13 protein-coding genes are annotated in these 16,476 nt (G+C 70.3%); 5 read left to right on the forward strand and 8 right to left on the reverse strand.

From position 1 onward, the window contains the following. The 3 genes from KGQ19_RS40580 to KGQ19_RS40590 all read left to right on the forward strand — a co-directional run. A partial coding sequence (locus KGQ19_RS40580; RefSeq protein ID WP_212019448.1) for a GntP family permease occupies positions 1 to 1,407 on the forward strand: 1,407 nt, incomplete at its 5' end. Positions 1,408 to 1,430: 23 nt separating this feature from the next. Beyond that, the gene (locus tag KGQ19_RS40585) at positions 1,431 to 3,014 is read left to right on the forward strand and encodes an FMN-binding glutamate synthase family protein (RefSeq protein WP_212019472.1); all 1,584 of its coding nucleotides are present in this window, start codon (positions 1,431 to 1,433) and stop codon (positions 3,012 to 3,014) included. Positions 3,015 to 3,054: 40 nt separating this feature from the next. Next, a complete protein-coding gene (locus tag KGQ19_RS40590) occupies positions 3,055 to 3,585 on the forward strand; it encodes a GNAT family N-acetyltransferase (RefSeq protein ID WP_212019450.1) in 531 nt (176 codons plus the stop codon). A gap of 26 nt (positions 3,586 to 3,611) precedes the next feature. Here KGQ19_RS40590 and KGQ19_RS40595 read toward each other — a convergent pair whose 3' ends face one another. Then, on the reverse strand, positions 3,612 to 3,917 hold the full coding sequence (locus tag KGQ19_RS40595; protein WP_212019452.1) for a hypothetical protein: 306 nt from the start codon (positions 3,915 to 3,917) through the stop codon (positions 3,612 to 3,614). A gap of 67 nt (positions 3,918 to 3,984) precedes the next feature. Continuing rightward, entirely contained in the window at positions 3,985 to 4,836 is an 852-nt protein-coding gene (locus tag KGQ19_RS40600) for a helix-turn-helix transcriptional regulator (RefSeq protein ID WP_368862233.1), read from the reverse strand. Between the two features lie 173 nt (positions 4,837 to 5,009). On the opposite strand from KGQ19_RS40600, the gene KGQ19_RS40605 reads away from it, so the two are divergent. Next, the gene (locus KGQ19_RS40605; protein ID WP_212019456.1) at positions 5,010 to 5,897 is read left to right on the forward strand and encodes an NAD-dependent epimerase/dehydratase family protein; all 888 of its coding nucleotides are present in this window, start codon (positions 5,010 to 5,012) and stop codon (positions 5,895 to 5,897) included. 84 nt (positions 5,898 to 5,981) lie between these two features. On the opposite strand, the gene KGQ19_RS40610 is transcribed toward KGQ19_RS40605, so the two are convergent. The 6 genes from KGQ19_RS40610 to KGQ19_RS40635 form a co-directional block, all read right to left on the reverse strand. Continuing rightward, entirely contained in the window at positions 5,982 to 8,174 is a 2,193-nt protein-coding gene (locus tag KGQ19_RS40610; RefSeq protein ID WP_212019458.1) for a right-handed parallel beta-helix repeat-containing protein, read from the reverse strand. A 201-nt stretch (positions 8,175 to 8,375) separates the two neighbouring features. Next, the gene (locus KGQ19_RS40615) at positions 8,376 to 9,248 is read right to left on the reverse strand and encodes a carbohydrate ABC transporter permease (RefSeq protein ID WP_212019460.1); all 873 of its coding nucleotides are present in this window, start codon (positions 9,246 to 9,248) and stop codon (positions 8,376 to 8,378) included. Continuing rightward, complete coding sequence (locus KGQ19_RS40620) at positions 9,245 to 10,537, reverse strand: carbohydrate ABC transporter permease (RefSeq protein WP_212019462.1); 1,293 nt, start codon at positions 10,535 to 10,537, stop codon at positions 9,245 to 9,247. The genes KGQ19_RS40615 and KGQ19_RS40620 overlap by 4 nt, the downstream gene beginning before the upstream one ends. After that, positions 10,518 to 11,876, reverse strand: coding sequence for an ABC transporter substrate-binding protein (locus KGQ19_RS40625; protein WP_212019464.1), 1,359 nt, complete (start codon positions 11,874 to 11,876; stop codon positions 10,518 to 10,520). The genes KGQ19_RS40620 and KGQ19_RS40625 overlap by 20 nt, the downstream gene beginning before the upstream one ends. 31 nt (positions 11,877 to 11,907) lie before the next feature. Further along, the gene (locus KGQ19_RS40630) at positions 11,908 to 13,227 is read right to left on the reverse strand and encodes a Gfo/Idh/MocA family protein (RefSeq protein ID WP_212019466.1); all 1,320 of its coding nucleotides are present in this window, start codon (positions 13,225 to 13,227) and stop codon (positions 11,908 to 11,910) included. Further along, entirely contained in the window at positions 13,224 to 15,209 is a 1,986-nt protein-coding gene (locus KGQ19_RS40635; RefSeq protein WP_212019468.1) for a hypothetical protein, read from the reverse strand. Before KGQ19_RS40635 ends, KGQ19_RS40630 begins: the two co-directional genes overlap by 4 nt. A 94-nt stretch (positions 15,210 to 15,303) precedes the next feature. Here KGQ19_RS40635 and KGQ19_RS40640 point away from each other — a divergent pair. Continuing rightward, positions 15,304 to 16,476: ROK family transcriptional regulator (locus KGQ19_RS40640; RefSeq protein WP_212019470.1), on the forward strand; the 1,173-nt coding region annotated here is incomplete at its 3' end.

Here is a 16,476-nt window from a genome sequence, read left to right on the forward strand (position 1 = left end):
GCCCAGCCCCTCACAGCCCACCCCCTCCTCGCCGAAGCAGCCGCCAAAGCCGCCAAGTCCACCGCCTGGACCGGCCACGACACCCGCCTCATAGTCGTCGCCCTGGCCGGTATCGCCCTCGTCGTCGTCCTGACCGCGGTGACGAAGATCCATCCCTTCCTCGCCCTCCTGGTCGGCGGCCTGTTCGTCGGTATCGCCGGCGGCATCCCGGTCGACAAACTCCTGTCCACCACCGAGACCGGCGTCGGCGGCGTCCTGGGCGACGTCGGCGTGATCGTGGCCCTGGGCGCGATGCTCGGCAAGATGCTGGTCGACTCCGGCGGCGCCGACCGCCTCGTCGGGGCGATCGTGGACCGGGTCGGGGAGAAGCGCGCGCCGTGGGCGATGGTCGTGGCCGCGATGGTCGTCGGCATCCCGATGTTCTTCGAGGTCGGCCTGGTGCTGATGGTCCCGATCATCTACCTGGTCTGGAAGCGCACCGGCGGCTCGATCCTGCGGGTGGGCATCCCGGCGCTGGCCGGTCTGTCGATCCTGCACGGCCTGATCCCGCCGCACCCGGGCCCGCTGGTGGCGATCAACGCCCTGCACGCGGATCTGGGCACCACGCTGCTGTTCGGCGTCATCGTCGCCGTCCCGACCGCGATCATCGGCGGTCCGCTCTACGGCACCTGGATCTCCAAGCGCGTGCACCCGCACCCGCCGGAGAAGCTGTCCGAGCAGTACACCGTGACCCAGCGGACCGACGGCAAGATCCCCTCGGTGCTCACCACGCTGTCGGTGATCCTGCTGCCGGTGGCCATCATGCTGGTGAAGACGGTCGTCGACATCGCCGACAGCAGCCCGGACGCCGAGTTGCACAAGGTGATGGACTTCATCGGCGACCCGATCATGGCGATGATCATCGGCGTCGCCTACGCGGTGCTGGCCCTGGGCTTCGGCAAGAAGGCCTCCGACGTGATGGGCTCGGCGCTGGGCCCGATCGCCGGCATCCTGCTGATCATCGGGGCCGGCGGCGGGTTCAAGCAGATGCTGGTCGGCACCGGCATCGCCGACTCGATCGGCAAGGCCGCGAACAACTCGCACCTGTCGCTGCTGCTGCTCGCCTGGCTGATCGCGGTCGGTATCCGGCTGGCCACCGGCTCGGCCACGGTCGCGACCGTCACCGCCTCGGGCATCATCGCGCCGATCGCCGCGTCGCACACGGACACCTCGACGGCGTTGCTGGCACTGGCGGTCGGTTCCGGCTCGCTGTTCCTGTCGCACGTGAACGACGCCGGTTTCTGGCTGGTGAAGGAGTTCTTCGGGATGGACGTCAAGCAGACGTTCAAGTCCTGGTCGGCGATGGAGACGATCCTGTCGAGCGTGTCCATCGTGTGCATCCTGATCCTCGGATCTTTCGTGCACTAGTGTGCGGCGGCATGGGACTGCTCATGCTGCCTGCTCTGGCACTGCTCACGCTGGCCTCGGCGTGGGCGGTGTCCTTTTCGCTTTTCTGGCTGTTCGCCCTGATCCCGTTCGCGCTGTTGCTGCTCCTCGGGATCTTCGACGTGCTGCAGCCCAAACGCTCGATCCTGCGCAACTTCCCGGTCCTGGGGCACGCGCGGTTCATGATGGAGTACATCCGCCCGGAGGTCCAGCAGTACTTCATCGAGACCAACACCGACGGCCGCCCCTTCGACCGCGACACCCGCACCGTCATCTACGAGCGGGCCAAGGGCATCCACGGCGAGGCGGCGTTCGGCACCGAACTGGACGTCGAGGCCTCCGGGTATGAGTTCCTCCAGCACTCGATGTCGCCGCGGCAGCCCTCACCGGGGCAGCCCCGGGTGCTCGTAGGAGGCCCGGATTGCAAGCACCCGTATGAGATGGCGCTGCTCAACGTCTCCGCGATGAGCTTCGGCGCGCTGTCCGCCAACGCGATCCTGGCCCTGAACAAGGGCGCCAAGGCCGGCGGCTTCGCGCACGACACCGGCGAGGGAGGCATCTCGCCCTACCACCGCGAGGGCGGTGCCGACCTGGTCTGGGAGATCGGGTCCGGCTACTTCGGGGCCCGCACCGCGGACGGGAACTTCGACCCCGAGAAGTTCCGGGACAAGGCCGCCGACCCGCAGGTCAAGTGTGTGGAGCTGAAGCTGAGCCAGGGCGCCAAACCCGGGCTGGGCGGCGTGCTGCCGGGAGCGAAGGTGACCCGGCAGATCGCCGACATACGCGGTGTTCCCGAGGGCGTCACGTGCATCAGCCCGCCGGCCCACAAGGTGTTCAGCACGCCGCGCGAACTGGTGCTGTTCATCGCGAAGATGCGGGAGCTGGCCGACGGCAAGCCGACCGGCTTCAAGCTGTGCGTCGGGTCGCGGCGCGAGTTCCTGGCCGTCTGCAAGGCGATGCTGGCCGAGGACGTGACGCCGGACTTCATCGTCGTCGACGGCTCCGAGGGCGGCACCGGCGCGGCCCCGCTGGAGTTCGAGGACAACGTCGGCACCCCGCTCACCCAGGGCCTGCTGACCGTCCACAACGCGCTGGTCGGCGTCGGGCTGCGGGACCGGATCCGGATCGGCGTCAGCGGCAAGGTCGCGCGCGGCACCGACATCGTGAAGCGCATCGCCCAAGGCGCCGACTACACCAACGCCGCCCGCGCGATGATGATGGCCGTCGGCTGCATCCAGGCCCAGAAGTGCCACACCAACCACTGCCCGGTCGGCGTCACCACCCAGGATCCGAAGCGCTACCGGGCCTTGGACGTGCCGGACAAGGCGGTCCGCGTCCAGCGCTTCCAGGCCGCGACGGTCTCCGAGGCCCAGCAGCTGATCGCCGCGATGGGCCTGTCCGGCCCGCAGGACCTGCGGCCGGAGCTGGTGCAGCGCCGCGTCAGCCAGCGCAAGACGAGCACCTACGCGGAGCTCTACCACTACCTGGAGCCGGGTGAACTGCTCGGGGATCCGGTGCAGGGGTGGGAGCTGGACTGGCAGTACGCGGACCCGGACACGTTCCGGCCGGTGGGCCTGAAGGAAGGGTAGGGGCGAAGGCTCAGATCGGCTGCCGTCCTAGAGTGGTGTCGTGATCACCACCGAACGCCTGCGACTGCGTCCCGCGACCATGGCCGACGTCGACTTCTGGATCGAGCTGCACGCCGACCCCGAAGTCAACCAGTTCGTCGGTGCGTACACCCGGGAGAAAGCCGAGACCCGGCTGCGGGGCATCGAGGACAGCTGGGCGGCTCGCGGCTACGGCTTGTGCGTCGTGGAATCGCTGGCCACCGGCGAGGCGATCGGGCGCTCCGGGCTCAACTGGTGGGAGCAGTTCGGCGAGACCGAGGCCGGCTGGACCTTCGCACGCGAGCACTGGGGCCGCGGCTACGCGACCGAGGCCGGGCGGGCCGTTCTGGACTGGGGCTTCAACAAGCTGGAACTGGATCGGATCACCGCGTTGATCTATCCCGGCAACCACCCCTCGATCGCGGTGGCCGAGCGGCTGGGGATGACGCCGCGGCGCGAGGAGGAGCTGTTCGGGAAGCCGTGCGTCGTGTACGCGCTGGATCGATCGGAAGCCGAGGCAGCAGCCGCAGCCGCGGCAAAGGCCAAGTCTTAGGCCAAGTCCTAGGCCGAGGCCAAGTCCTAGGCCGACGCCCCGCTGAGCCGGAACCCGCGCCGCCGCTGCCAGCCCGCCGCGGACGCCGCGCCGACCGCCAGCCCGCCGATCAGCAGCACCCACGGCACCGTGGCGTCGTAATGCCTGGCCTGCGCATAGTCCTGGGTGACGGTGTGCCCGTCGGCGAAATGCGTGATGCACTTGTCCGTCGCGGCCATCCGCTGACCGTCGCAGGTCGGGGTGGTGTTCGAGCCCTGGTACATCGCGTACGCCGCCACGATCACCAGCAGCACCCCGATGATCACCCCGACCTTCGTCGCCCTCGCCAACATGCTGACAACCGTAGCGGTAGGGCAGCCGTTCGCGGGGCCAGGTCCTCCTGTCCGCGACGTAGTTTCGCTACGTATTCGCCTCGGCCATGCTCTGCGTCCCGATCACGCGCAGCAGTTGCAGCGCCTGGGCCGCCGGGGTCCCGGCCCGCGCCGAGTGGATGATCAGCCGCTGGTCGTGCTCCGGGGAGAACATGACCTCGCAGTCCAGGTCGATGCGCCCGACGACCGGGTGCAGGACCGTCTTGTGGTCCATCCGGCGGCGCCGCACGTCATGCCGCTCCCACAGGTCGGCGAACCGCTGGCTCCGTACCCTGAGTTCCTCGACGAGCGTGCGCAGCCCGGCGTCGTCGGGATGGGCCGCCAGCCGGGCCCGCAGGTCGGCCACGGTGTTCTCGCCGTTGCGGATCAGGTCCTCCGGCAGGAACCGCTCGGCGGCCTCCGGGTTGCAGAAGTGCTGCCAGGCGATGTTCCGCTGCTCTGCCGGGAAGCGCCCGGGATCGCCCATCAGCGCGACCTGCATCGCGTTCCAGGCCAGCATGTCGCCGCGGTCGCTGACCACCAGCGCCGGAGTGTCGTCCAGCTTGTCCAGCAGGTGCAGCACGCCGGGCCGGACGTGTTCGGTCGGCGCCCGGCGCTCGTCCTCCGGCATCACGCCGGACAGGTGGAACAGGTGGTCGTGCTCGTCGCGGGTCAGGCGCAGCGCCCGCGAGAGCGCGCCGAGCACCTGCGCCGAGGGCTGCGGACCGCGGGCCTGCTCCAGCCGGGTGTAGTAGTCCACTGACATCCCGGCCAGCATCGCGACCTCCTCCCGGCGCAGCCCGGCGGTGCGGCGGCGGCCGTTCGCGGGCAGGCCCAGATCCTCCGGGCGCAGCCGCTCGCGGCGGATGCGGAGGAAGGCGGACAGTTCGGCGCGATCGATCTTGAGCACCCCTCCAGCATCGCGCACTGGCGCGAACCTATCCAGGGATCGGCGGTCCCAGGATGGGCCGGTCTCTGCACACCGGCCCCGACCTGCGGCAACGTTATGGACAACAGCAAGACGTGACATCGGCGGCCCGGCAGGGGCCGCCGACGGCGAAGGAGACGAACCCCATGACCACCACACCTTTCTCCAAGCCCATCCTCATCACCGGCGGCACCGGCAAGGTCGGCAGCCGGCTGATCCCGCGGGTGCTGGCCCAGGGCGAGCCGGTGCGGGCGCTGGTCCGCGACCCGGAGTCGGAGACCGCCCTGCGCCTGCGCCGGGCCGGCGCCGAACTGGTCGTCGGCGACCTGACGACGCTCACCCGGACCGGGATGAAGCCGCTCGTCGACGGCACATCCGCGGTGATCCACCTGGTCGCGGCGTTCCGCGGCGGCGAGAGCCCCGAGCGCTCGGCGGCGGTGAACACCGACGCCGCCGTGGCCCTGGCCCGCGCCGCCCTCGACGCCGGCGTTCCGCGCTTCGTGTTCACCAGCACCAACCTGATCTACGGCGGCGGCCACAACGGCCCGCAGACCGAGGACGTGGAACTGGGGCCGCTGCCCTCCGAGGCGCCGTACCCGATCACCAAGCGCGCCGCCGAGAAGGCGTTGCGGGAGCTGCGCACAGACCACGGCCTGGACCTGCGCGTCCTGCGCCTGCCCTTCATCTACGGCGACGGCGACCCGCACATCGAGGAGTTCCTGAGCCGCCCGATGGAGATGCACCCGGCCGGCCGGCTGCAGATGGCGCACCACGCCGACATCGCCCAGGCCATCCTGCTGGCCCTGCGCGCCGAAGGCATTACGGGCGAGGTGTTCAACATCTCCGACGACTCGGCCGCCACCCTCGCCGAGATCTACCGCTTCATGGGCCGCGAGCTGACACCGGAGATGGCCGAACGCGCGATCAAGGACCCGTGGTACGGCATCGTGGACAACACCAAGGCCCGGCGGGTGCTCGGGTTCCGGCCGCTGTTCCCGACGATGTGGCAGGCCGTGGACGCGGGAGTGATGTGAGGGGTCGTCACTGAGTGACGACCCCCGTGGTCGAGGCGGCATCAGCCGCGGGTGGCGAACCGCCGGCCGGTCACGACGCGCCGGTCACGACACCGCGATCTCGTTGACCGCGACGTTGCCCCACGTGGTGTTCGCGGCGTTCACCACCACCCGCAGGCCGGTGGTGGTCACCGCGGCCGGCAGGGTCACCACGTCGGTGTCCACGACGCTGCTGTTGTGGGCCCAGCTCAGGGTCTGGTCGGCGGCCTGGGTCACCCACCCGGAGCCGTTCCAGGTCTGGATCGTCACGTCGGTCGGCCCCTGGCCCTGCCCGAACCACGCGCTGATCGCCACCTGCCGCACGCTGCGCGGCTGCCGGAACGTGCGGTCCAGGTCGAACGGGAAACTGTAGCCGGACGTCGGGCTGGACCAGGTCGTCGTCGGCACCAGATCGGACAGGTCCCCGGCCCAGCGAGCGCTCAGCGCGCCGATCGAGGAGCTGCCGGCGTCCAGGACGTAGTCGCCGAGCCGCAGATCGGGTGACGTCAGGCTCCCCCACGCCGAGTCCGCCGCGTTGACGACGATCCGCACGGCCGTGGTGGTGACCGGCGCCGGGAGGTCCAGGCTGCGATATTCGCCCAGCCCGGGGCCGGCGGCGGCCCAGCCGAGTGCGATCCGCGCCGACTGGGTGATCCAGCGTGAGCCGTTCCAGGTCTGGACCGTGACGTTCGTCGGGCCCTGATTCGCCCCGTTCGCGCCGTTCACCTCGCCGAGCGCCACCGAGGAGAAGGTCTGCGCGGTCGGGTAGGTGTAGTCGATGGCGCCGAGTGCCCCGGCAGCGGACGACATGCTCACCGTCGGCGTCACCGCGCCCGTGGACTGCACGGCACCCAGATCAGGGTTCGACGACGGCACCGCGCCGCCGACCGCGTCCCGGCCGCCGGCCTCGGCGTTCGGCACACCCGCCGACGCCGCGGCCGATCCCGCGCCGAGCGCGTAGCCGCTCAGGTCGGTGATCGCCGTCGCGGTGCCCGGCGCGGTCAGCTTCGGGTCGCCGACCACCGGCGAGCTGTCCGCCGGCCGCGGCTGGCCCGGGTAGTAGAGGTTGTGGGTGTAGGTGATGGCGCCGGACGAACCAGAGTTCGTATACGGCAGCTCGGCGGCGTTGCCGAAGATGTTGCCGCTCAGCGTCACGCCGGTCGCGCTGCTGCTCTGCAGCCACACCATCTTCGCGCTGGGCGCGGTGGTCCCGGCCGTGGTCCAGATGGTGTTGTTCAGGACGTCGACGTGGCCGGTGAGGGAGTAGAACTTCAAGGGCGCCGCGTACGTGCCCGAGTCGTCAGTGCCCTGACCGTCGTTCTGGCTCACGTTGTAGCGGACCACGGCCTGCGCCGCGCCGTTGTACGCGGCCACCGACTCGAAGAAGCCGCCGTCGTTGTCGTGCGAGAAGTTGTACTGCACCAGGCTGCCGTAGGTGGAGGCGTCCGCGTCGAAGGCCGAGGCGTCGGTGTCGCCGGCGATCATCGGGGTCTGCGACACGTCGTTGTACTGCACCGTGGTGTCGTCGGCGTCGGCCCACCAGATCGCGGCGTTGCCGTGGCCGACCGAGGTGCGCTGGACGGTGTTGTGCTCGATGAGCGCGCCGCTGATCACCAGCGGGGCGATGCCCCCGGCCGAGATGTCGTGCACGCGGTTGCCGCGGATGGTCAGCGCGGTGCTCGGGTAGTACGCGGCGAACTCGGTGGTCGGGATGCCCAGGAAGTCCCACAGCGAGGTCCAGCCGTCCCGGACCATCCAGGTGGAGACGCCGCTGATGCCGTAGGAGCCGGAGTCGGCGACCTCGTTGTCCTGGATCGTCAGGTGGTCGAAGCGGGTCGGCGTGGTGTTGCCGCGGACTATGTAGATGATGCCGCCGGCCGCCGGGTCCGAGGAGTAGTTGCCGGTCGCCGAGTCGGTGTCGTGCACGTAGTTGTTCTGCACGGTCAGGTCGGCCAGCGTGCCGGCGTCCTTGCCGTAGAGCTCGATGCCGACGGTGACCGGGCTGGTCGCGGACTTGGGCTGGCCGGTGGTGTTGGTGACCTCCAGGCCGTCCACGGTGACGTCGTGCTCGTTGCTCAGCAGCACCGTCGCGCCGACCAGGCCCTGCCCGGCCAGGACCGGCTTGGCACCGGAGCCGTAGGAGCCGATCACGATCGGGTTGCCGGGTGCGCCCGAGCCCTGCGGGGCCAGCTGGCCGGTCCAGGAACCGCCGCTCTTGAGGCGGACCTGGTCGCCGGGGTGCAGGGCGGTGGCGTTCACCTTCGCAAGGCTCTGCCATGGCGCCGATGGCGAGGTGCCGGCGGCGCTGTCGCTACCGGACGGGTCGATGTAGTAGACCGTGCCTGCGGCGTGCGGCTTGGCGGCCGCGGGGCCCGCTGCCCCGAGTCCGCACAGCATTGCGGCCGCCGCTGTGACACTTGCAATAGTCCTAGTAGAGCTGAACAAGGATTGTCGCACCTCCTACTTAGTGACGCCGAGCGTCATGCTCTCCATGATCTTTCGTCCGAACCAGAAGAAGAGGACGACCATCGGGGCGACCAGGATCGTCACCCCGGCGAACAGGCCGCCCCAGTCGGACGTGTACTGCATAGTGCTGTTGAGCTGGTTCAGCGCGGCCGGCAGGGTGAACTGCGCGGGGTCGCGCAAGATGACCGAGGCCAGCAGGAACTCGTTCCACAGCCCGATCACGTTCAGGACGACGACCATCGTCAGGCCGGGGCGCGCCACCGGAACCAGGACCCTGAGGAAGGTGGTGCGCGGGCTCGCGCCGTCCAACGCCGCGGCCTCCTCCAGTTCCGAGGGCAGGGACCGGAAGTAGCCGGTGAGGACGAACACCGTGAACGGCAGCGAGGCCGCCACGTTGCAGATCACCAGCGAGATCCGGTCGTCCCACCAGCCGGTGACCCAGTCCTGCATGAACTGGCTCAGGTTCTGCGCCAGCGCCTGGTACGGGATCAGCACGGCCTGGATCGGCAGCGCCAGACCGGCGGCGAAGTAGGTGACCAGCGGCGCGGCCGAACGGCGGGAGGAGCGGGCCAGGACGTAGGCGGCCGGGACCGACAGCGCCATCAGCACCGCGACCGACGCCGACACCACGATCAGGGTGCTGGCGAAGGCCCCGGCGAAGTCGGCGGCGTGCCAGGCCCGCGAGTAGCCGCCCAGGTTCAGGCCGCTCGCGCCGAGCGGGCTCGTCCACAGCGAGCGCGAGTCGCGCAGGGAGCTGAGGATCGTCCAGGCCAGCAACGCGATGTTGAAGCCGACGATCACCCACAGCAGGATCTTGATGGCGCGCGGGACGCCGCGGTCGCCGAACCAGCGGAGCACGGTGTTCATGACACCTCCACACGGTCGCCGCGCCCGAGCCGCCGGACCAGGACGACCAGGACGATGGTGAGCAGGGTCAGCAGCGTGGCCATCGCCGAGCCGTAGCCGAGCTGCGGCGCGCCGGTGGTCCCGTTGCCGGTGCTGAGCCACTGCTCGACGGCATACGTGCGGGCCTGCTGCGGCGGCGTGCCGGCACTGCCCACGAAGCCGATGACGATGTCGAACGTGCGCAGGCTGTTGGCGGTCCACATCACCGCGGCGATCGCCACCATGTCCCGGCTCAGCGGCAGCGTGATGTGGCGGAACTGCTGCATCCGCGTGAGCCCGGCCAGCTGCGCCTCCTCATACAGGTGCTTCGGGATCCCGTCGACCGCGCTCATCAGCAGCACGATGTAGAAGCCGCTGGTCATCCACACCACACCGACCAGCACGCACTTGAAGATGTGGTCCGGATCCAGCCACGGCTGTTGCAGGCTGCTCAGCCCGAACGCCCGCAGCAGCCGGTTGACCAGCCCGTCGGGATTCAGCATGAACCCGATCGAGGTCCCGATCGCGATCATCGAGATGATGGCCGGCAGGTACACCGCGGCCCGCACGAAAGCCCGGCCGCGCATGTCGCGCAGTACCGCCATCGCACAGAACGCGAGCGCGAACACCAGGACGCCGCCGATAGCCACGATCAGCAGGGTGTTGATGAAGGACTGGCGGACCGCGTCGTCCTGGAAGATGCGGGTGTAGTTGCGCAAGCCGACCCAGCTGCGGTCCGAACCGGGGCCGGACCACTTGCTGAAGGAGATGACGACGCCGTAGACCGAGGGGGCGAGGAAGCCGAGGGTGTAGACCAGGATCGCCGGGGTCGAGAAGGAGCGGAAGACCCGGTCGGCGCCGATGACGCGGGCCGAGCGCAGGCCGGTGGGTTGCTGGGGCTGGCGCCCGGGCTTGGCTTTGCCGGCGGTGCGGAAACGCTTGCCGCGCGCGACAGAATCGGCCGAGGCAACCGACTCGCCGCGCTCAACCGAGACCCGCCCGGGCTGGCCAAACTGCTCCGAGCGCGAACCGTCCGGCGCAGCAGTGCCGTGCCCAGCGCGAACCGGCTGCTCAGCAGCGGCAACCGACTCGCCGCGCTCAGCCGAGACCCGCGTCGGCCGCGAATCGTCGGGCCCGGCGCTGTTCCCGCCGGCACTGCTCCGGCCGGCTCGGACCGGCGGCTCGGTCGCGGTCCCCGGCGAGACCCGCTCGCCACCACCACCGCCACCGCCACCGTCCCCCGGCGCCACCTCAGCTGTCGGCGAGGGCATCTTGCGTCTTCTTCTTCCCCTGCGCCACGAAGTCCTGCGGCGTGATCTTCCCGCCCAGCAGCCCGTCGTCCAGCGGCAGCAGCACGTCGTTCCACCACTTGCTGTTCGCCGTCGCCCCGTCGTAGGTCGCGTTCGTCTCGGTCGCGTTCACCACCGCCTGCTGTGCCTGGAGCAGCTCCGGCGGCGCGGGGCAGTCCGGGCGCGAGGGGATGTTCAGCGCGGCGGTGCCGATCTGCGCGATCACCGACTTCTGCACCAGGTAGGACAGGAACAGCTTGGCCGCGTTCGGGTGCTTGGCCTTCGCCGGCAGGCCCCAGCCCAGGGAGCCGACCTCGACGCTGTCGTGGCCGCCGGGGACGGTCGGGAACTGGAAGCTGCCGGGCTTGGCGTCGGCGGGCGCCTGCGGGTGGGTCTCCGAGGGCAGCCAGGTGCCGTTGATGTTGAGCGCTTCCTTGCCCTGGGCCCAGTCGTTCTGCGCGGCCGGGTACTTGGTGCCCATGTAGCCGTTCTCGAAGTAGCCGCCCTTGGCCAGCTGCGCCACGGCCTGCGCCGCCTGCAGCGTGGCCGGCTTGTCCCAGGCGGCCGGGTCGGTGGCCAGCGCCTCCAGGCTGCCGGGGCCGCCGAAGCGCATCATCAGCCAGTAGAACCAGTAGACGTTGTAGAAGTTGACCAGGCCGTCCTGCGCGATCGGGGTCTTGCCGGCCGCTTTCTCCTTGTCCAGCAAGGCGGTGAAGTCGCTCCAGGTCTTCGGCGGGTCGGCCGCGACGTCCGGGAAGCGGGCCGCGTCGTACCAGATCGCGGTGGAGATCACGGTGTGCGGGACGAAGATCAGGTGGCCGTCCTTGTCGGTGGCGGACTTCAGCACGTTGGCCGGGATCACGTCGCCGATGGTCTTGCCGTCCTCGCCGGGTACCGGGATCTTGGTGACGTCGTCGAGGTAGCCGGGCACCTTCAGCGCCTCGTCGGCGGCGATGTGGTCGGTGCCGGAGTCCATCAGGTCCGGGGTGGCCGCGCCGCTGGCGATGTCGGTGTCCAGGGTCTTGGCCGCCGCGCGTCCCAGAACCTTGATGTTCACCTTGATGCCGGTCTTGGCGGTGAAGTCCTTGGCCTCGGCCGCGAAGATCTTGTTCTGCGGCTCGCCCTCGCCCCAGGTCTCGTAGTAGTCGACCTCGCCCTCGGCCTTCGCGGCGGCCAGCAGGCTCTCGCCCCCGGCGGCGGCGTCCGCGGCCGGCTTGCTCTTACCGTCGAGCTTGTTACCGCAGGCCGAGGTCAGCAGCACCGCGGCGACGGCCACGGCCAGGCCGGCCCGGGCGGGTGTCCGCGCAGTTCGTACCTTCATCGATCTCTCCTAGGGATGAGCTACAAGTGAGCTACAGGTGAGGGGTCGGATTCGCATCGAGCACGACGACGGCGCCGTCCGTCCGCGCCCGCTCGGCTGCCCAGACCGCGCGGTGGGTGGCCAGCGACGACGGCCCGTCGGACAGGACCTTGGCGCGGTCACCGGTGGCGACCGCTTCAAGGAACCGGTCGAGCAGTTCGCGGTCGCCGCCGCCGTGCCCCTCGGCGGCCGAGGCGCCCGCGTCGGTGCCGGTGTCGACGATCCGGTCGGTGTCGGTGAGGAAGTCGGTGATCCACAGCCGCACGCCGTCGCCCTCGATCAGGCCGCGGGTGCCGAAGATCCGGGTCTTGCGGTGTTCCAGGCGGGTGAAGGCGGTCATGGTGAACGAGGCCGTCGCGCCGCTCGGGAACTCCAGGTCCACGACCTGGTGGTCGACCACGTCGTTGTCGCAGCGGTAGACACAGCGGCCGTATTGACTGCCCCGTAAGGCATCCAGCACGCCTTCCTCGGTGCGCGCGGAGGTGACGACCGACAGCGGCCAGAACTCCTTCTCGGGATCGCCGAGGCAGTCCAGGTAGATCCGCTTGGCGGAGTAAGGGCACGTATTCTCCACCGGGCAGTCCAGGCAGTTCGCCGTCGAGCCGGCCGGTGCGTTCTGCTCGCGGAAGTGCGTCAGCGAGCCGAACGAGCAGACCCGGGCCGGCTGCTCGCCGATGATGTGGATCAGCCAGTCCACGTCGTGGCTGGACTTGGCCAGCAGCATCGGCGAGGACTCCCGCTCCGAGCGCCAGTTGCCGCGCACGAACGAATGCGCCTGGTGCCACCAGCCGACCGGCTCCAGGTGCTGCACCGAGATGATGTCGCCGATGGTCCCGGCGTCCAGCACCTGTTTCAGGGTCCTGGTATAGGGGGTGTAGCGCATCACGTGGCACACCGCGAGGATCACGTCGGCGGCCTCGGCCGCCTCGACGATCCGCCGGCTGTCGGCCTCGTTCGGCGCCATCGGCTTCTCCAGCAACAGATGGCAGCCGAGTCCGGCGAAGGCGACGGCGGGCTCCAGGTGCATACGGTCCTGGGTGGCTATGACGGCGGCATCGATGTGTTCCACCTGCCCCGCGGCCAGCGCCGTGGCCAGCGCGCGCCAGTCGTCGAACACCGCGTCCTCCGGCACGCCGAACTCGACGGCCGCAGCCTTGCGGTTCTCCTCGCGGGGCTCGGCGATCGCCGCGATCCGCCCCGCGCCGGAGGCGAGAGCATGCCGCGCGTAAATGAGGCCACGCATCCCGGCCCCGACCAGTGCCAGGGTGACCGGACTTTGCTGGGTGGCGCTCAACTGCTGTGTGGTGCTCAACGTTCCACTCCCGTACGAAGCCAGAGGGTGAGGATCCAGTCCTGGTCGTTGGCCAGGGGGTCGGCGTGGTGGGCCGGCCGGCCGTCGACACAGCTGGGGAAGACGAAGGCGCAGCTCGCCGAACCGTCGGCGCCGAAGTTGACGAGGTTGGCGCGGAAGATCGCGTCAGCCTCTGCGAGCGCCGGTTCCGGCAGCTGGGTCAGGGCGACGGCGTTCAGCACGCTCCAGTGGTGCGGGAAGACGTCGCCCCACTGCCGGTCGCGGCCGAACCAGTAGCCGTCCCAGTGCCGGATGCCGATACCGCGCAGCCGCACGTGGGGCTGCGGCCCGGAGAAGGCGCGCATCCAGCGCACGCTGCGCTCCAGCGCCGCGTCCAACTCCGGCGACGGCCAGTGCCGCGCGGCGATCGCCAGCAGCGAGACCAGCGGCGCGACCATGGACTGCTCGTAGTTGACCTCGTGGCCGGGCAACGCCTCGCCGATGTCGGTGAAGTACTCGGCGCCGGCTCGCAGCCGCGCCAGCAAGGCCTCGGCGCGTGCCGGGCTCCCGGCGGTATGCAAGAGTTCTGCGACATGGAGCACGGCTTCGGGCTGCCCGATCGACAGGTGCTTCGCGGCGCCGCGTTCGTAGGAGCGTTCCAGCAGCGCGGCCGCGGTCTCCAGGTCTTCGGGACGTTGGCGGAGCACGTATTGGTCGGCGAAGAAGTGCGCGAGCCAGGGGAAGTTATAGAGCCGTATCCGATCGACCGTGGTGTCGGAGCCCCAGAGCACGTCACCGTCATCGGTGATGAGGGCCGCGCGGGCGAACCGGCTCCAGCCGTCCAGCGCCTCATCGATGACGGCCGCGTCGCCCCAGCCGCGCAGCCGCAGTTGTTGCAGCAGCGTCGGCATCGCGATCCGCTCGGCCCCGTCGGACCAGTCGGGCCAGGCGGCGATCGTCTGCCGCAGGCCGGTCGCGGTGTCATAGGCGGTGAAGGCCCATCGGTGCGGTTCGGCGCGGTCGACGGCGCGCTGGTTCTTCAGGATGTAGTCGGCGCGGGCTTCGACGAGCTCGCGCAGCGGAGTATGGAAGAACACTGCGGTACGGCTGCCGCCGGGGAGGTCCACGTGGACGATTCCGTGCTCGGTGCCTGCCATCACGAGGTCGGGCGGGCCGTCGTCGGCGGGACGTATTCGGATCTGTTCGCCGACCGGGGCCGCGAGGCGGTCGAGGTATGCCGGGGCATCGGTGGCGGCGAGGAGTTCCGAAAAGTCTTTGAAGAAAGAAACCTCCCACGCGAGCCGGTACCGCTCCCCCGGCGCGAGCGTGATCTCGGGCTGGCCGCCGAGGGCCGCGGGGTTCCGTGCCCGGTCTGTGGGGTGGACCACCAGGTGACCGCGCACGTTGGAGCCCATGACGTGGTTGCGGGACTCGATCGAGTAGGACCAGAGCGCGCCGGTCCGGACGATGATCCCGAGGACCGGACCGTCGCCGGACATCGGCTGCGCCGCGATCCAGGACCAGGCGCCGCCGGTCCAGACGTGCGCGTGGCAGGCTCGGGCGAGCGCGTCTTCGGCGCTGTCGTAGACGTCGCGCAGCGGCAGGACCAGGCCGAGCGTGCCGATGGCCAGGGGCGCGTCGCCGATGTTGGTCCAGGTGTAGGTCTCGGTCAGGCTCTCGGCGGCGACGGTGCCAGCGCCAGTACCTGCGCCGACTTCCCGCGTCACCGTCAGGGACAGATCCGGGATCGGCTGGTAGCGGCGTTCTTCAGTCGCGGTGGAAATCTCGCCGCCGAGCGGGGCGTTCCACCGACCGGAGCCGCGGTCGCTGAGCACGAAGCCGCTGCCCCAGCGGTGTTCCGCGGTGTGCCACGGGTCCCCGGCCTCGTCCAGCAGCCAGGGGTGCTCAGGCGCGGCCGGATGCCGGAACCGGGCCGGGGCACCGTCCCGGTGCAGCTCAGCGTGGCCGGCGCCGAGTGGCACCCGGAACTGGGGAGCGGGCAAGGTGGGGTCCTCCGGGCTTCGAGATTGACCGCGCTTTAATAATTCTGACAGAGTTAATAACTGACCGAGCTCGAGTGTCAAGAGGAGATGCCACGTGCGCCACACCAGTGGGGGCGACTCGACGGCGCTGCGGCGTATCAACACCGTGACGACGTTGCGCGCGCTCCGGTCGGGCCCGCCGACCACGCTGACCCAGCTGCACCGGGACACCGGGCTGTCCCGGCCGACGGTCGAGACCGCGGTCGGCGACCTGTTGGAGGCCGGCTGGGCGGTGGAGATCGCCCCGGACGCCGCCGAACGCCCGATCGGCCGGCCCGCACGCCGCTACCGCTTCCACAACGAGGCCGGCTACGCCCTCGGGATCGACATCGGCGCGCACAAGGTCCTGGCGCTGCTCACCGATCTGGACGGGAACACGGTGGGCGACTACCGCGCCGAGACCGCCCCGGCCGACGACCACGAGACCCGGCTCTCGGCCGCGCGCTACGCGGCGCGCCGCTGCCTGGCGCTGGCCGGCGTGTCCGCCGAGCAGTTGGTCGCGGTCGGGGTGGCCTCACCGGGGATCGTGAGCCGGGACGGCGCGGTGTTGTTCTCGCCGTTGCAGGACTGGGCCGGCCAGAACCTGTGCACGGCGCTGGCCCCGGACTTCCCGTGCCCGGTCATCGCGGAGAACGACTGCAACCTGGCGGCGCTGGCCGAGCGTTGGCGCGGATCGGTGCAGGGCTGCGACGAGGTGGCCTACATCCTGTCGGGACTGCGGACCGGCGCCGGGTTGGTGCTCGGAGGACGTCTGCACCGGGGGTTCGCCGGGGCGTCTGGCGAGACCGGCGCGTTGCCGCATCTGGGCTGGGCACGCACACAGGACCATTTGCTGGCGTTCCCCGGACTACCGGATGACCTGCCGGAGGCGCAGCGCGCCGAGCACGTCTTCGCACTGGCGCGGAGCGGGGACGACGCGGCGCTGAAGGCGCTGGATTCCTACACCGCCGATCTGGCGGTCGGCATCGCGGCGATCGTGCTGACCGTGGATCCGGAGGTCGTGGTGCTCGGCGGCGGGTTGTGGCGGTCGCACGACCTGTTGCTGGAACCGTTGCGGGCGCACCTGCAACCGCTGTGCTTGGTGATGCCGCGGCTGGAGGTGTCAGCACTCGGCGATCGGTCGGTGGCGCTGGGCGCGATCCGGGTGGCGCTCGGGAGTTTGGAGGAGCGGTTGTACGAGGTGGACGAGGAGCTGCCGATGCCTCCGGCGGGGGCGGGGGCGGGAGCG

It is taken from the genome of Catenulispora pinistramenti (assembly GCF_018274385.1).
Taxonomy (GTDB): domain Bacteria; phylum Actinomycetota; class Actinomycetes; order Streptomycetales; family Catenulisporaceae; genus Catenulispora; species Catenulispora pinistramenti.

What these genes read in the sequence shown, in the direction of transcription:
- KGQ19_RS40585 (WP_212019472.1), top strand. Translation starts at nt 1,431, where the DNA reads ATGCTGCCTGCTCTGGCACTGCTCACGCTGGCCTCGGCGTGGGCGGTG.
- KGQ19_RS40595 (WP_212019452.1), bottom strand. Translation starts at nt 3,917, where the DNA reads ATGTTGGCGAGGGCGACGAAGGTCGGGGTGATCATCGGGGTGCTGCTG.
- KGQ19_RS40605 (WP_212019456.1), top strand. Translation starts at nt 5,010, where the DNA reads ATGACCACCACACCTTTCTCCAAGCCCATCCTCATCACCGGCGGCACC.
- KGQ19_RS40615 (WP_212019460.1), bottom strand. Translation starts at nt 9,248, where the DNA reads ATGAACACCGTGCTCCGCTGGTTCGGCGACCGCGGCGTCCCGCGCGCC.
- KGQ19_RS40620 (WP_212019462.1), bottom strand. Translation starts at nt 10,537, where the DNA reads ATGCCCTCGCCGACAGCTGAGGTGGCGCCGGGGGACGGTGGCGGTGGC.
- KGQ19_RS40625 (WP_212019464.1), bottom strand. Translation starts at nt 11,876, where the DNA reads ATGAAGGTACGAACTGCGCGGACACCCGCCCGGGCCGGCCTGGCCGTG.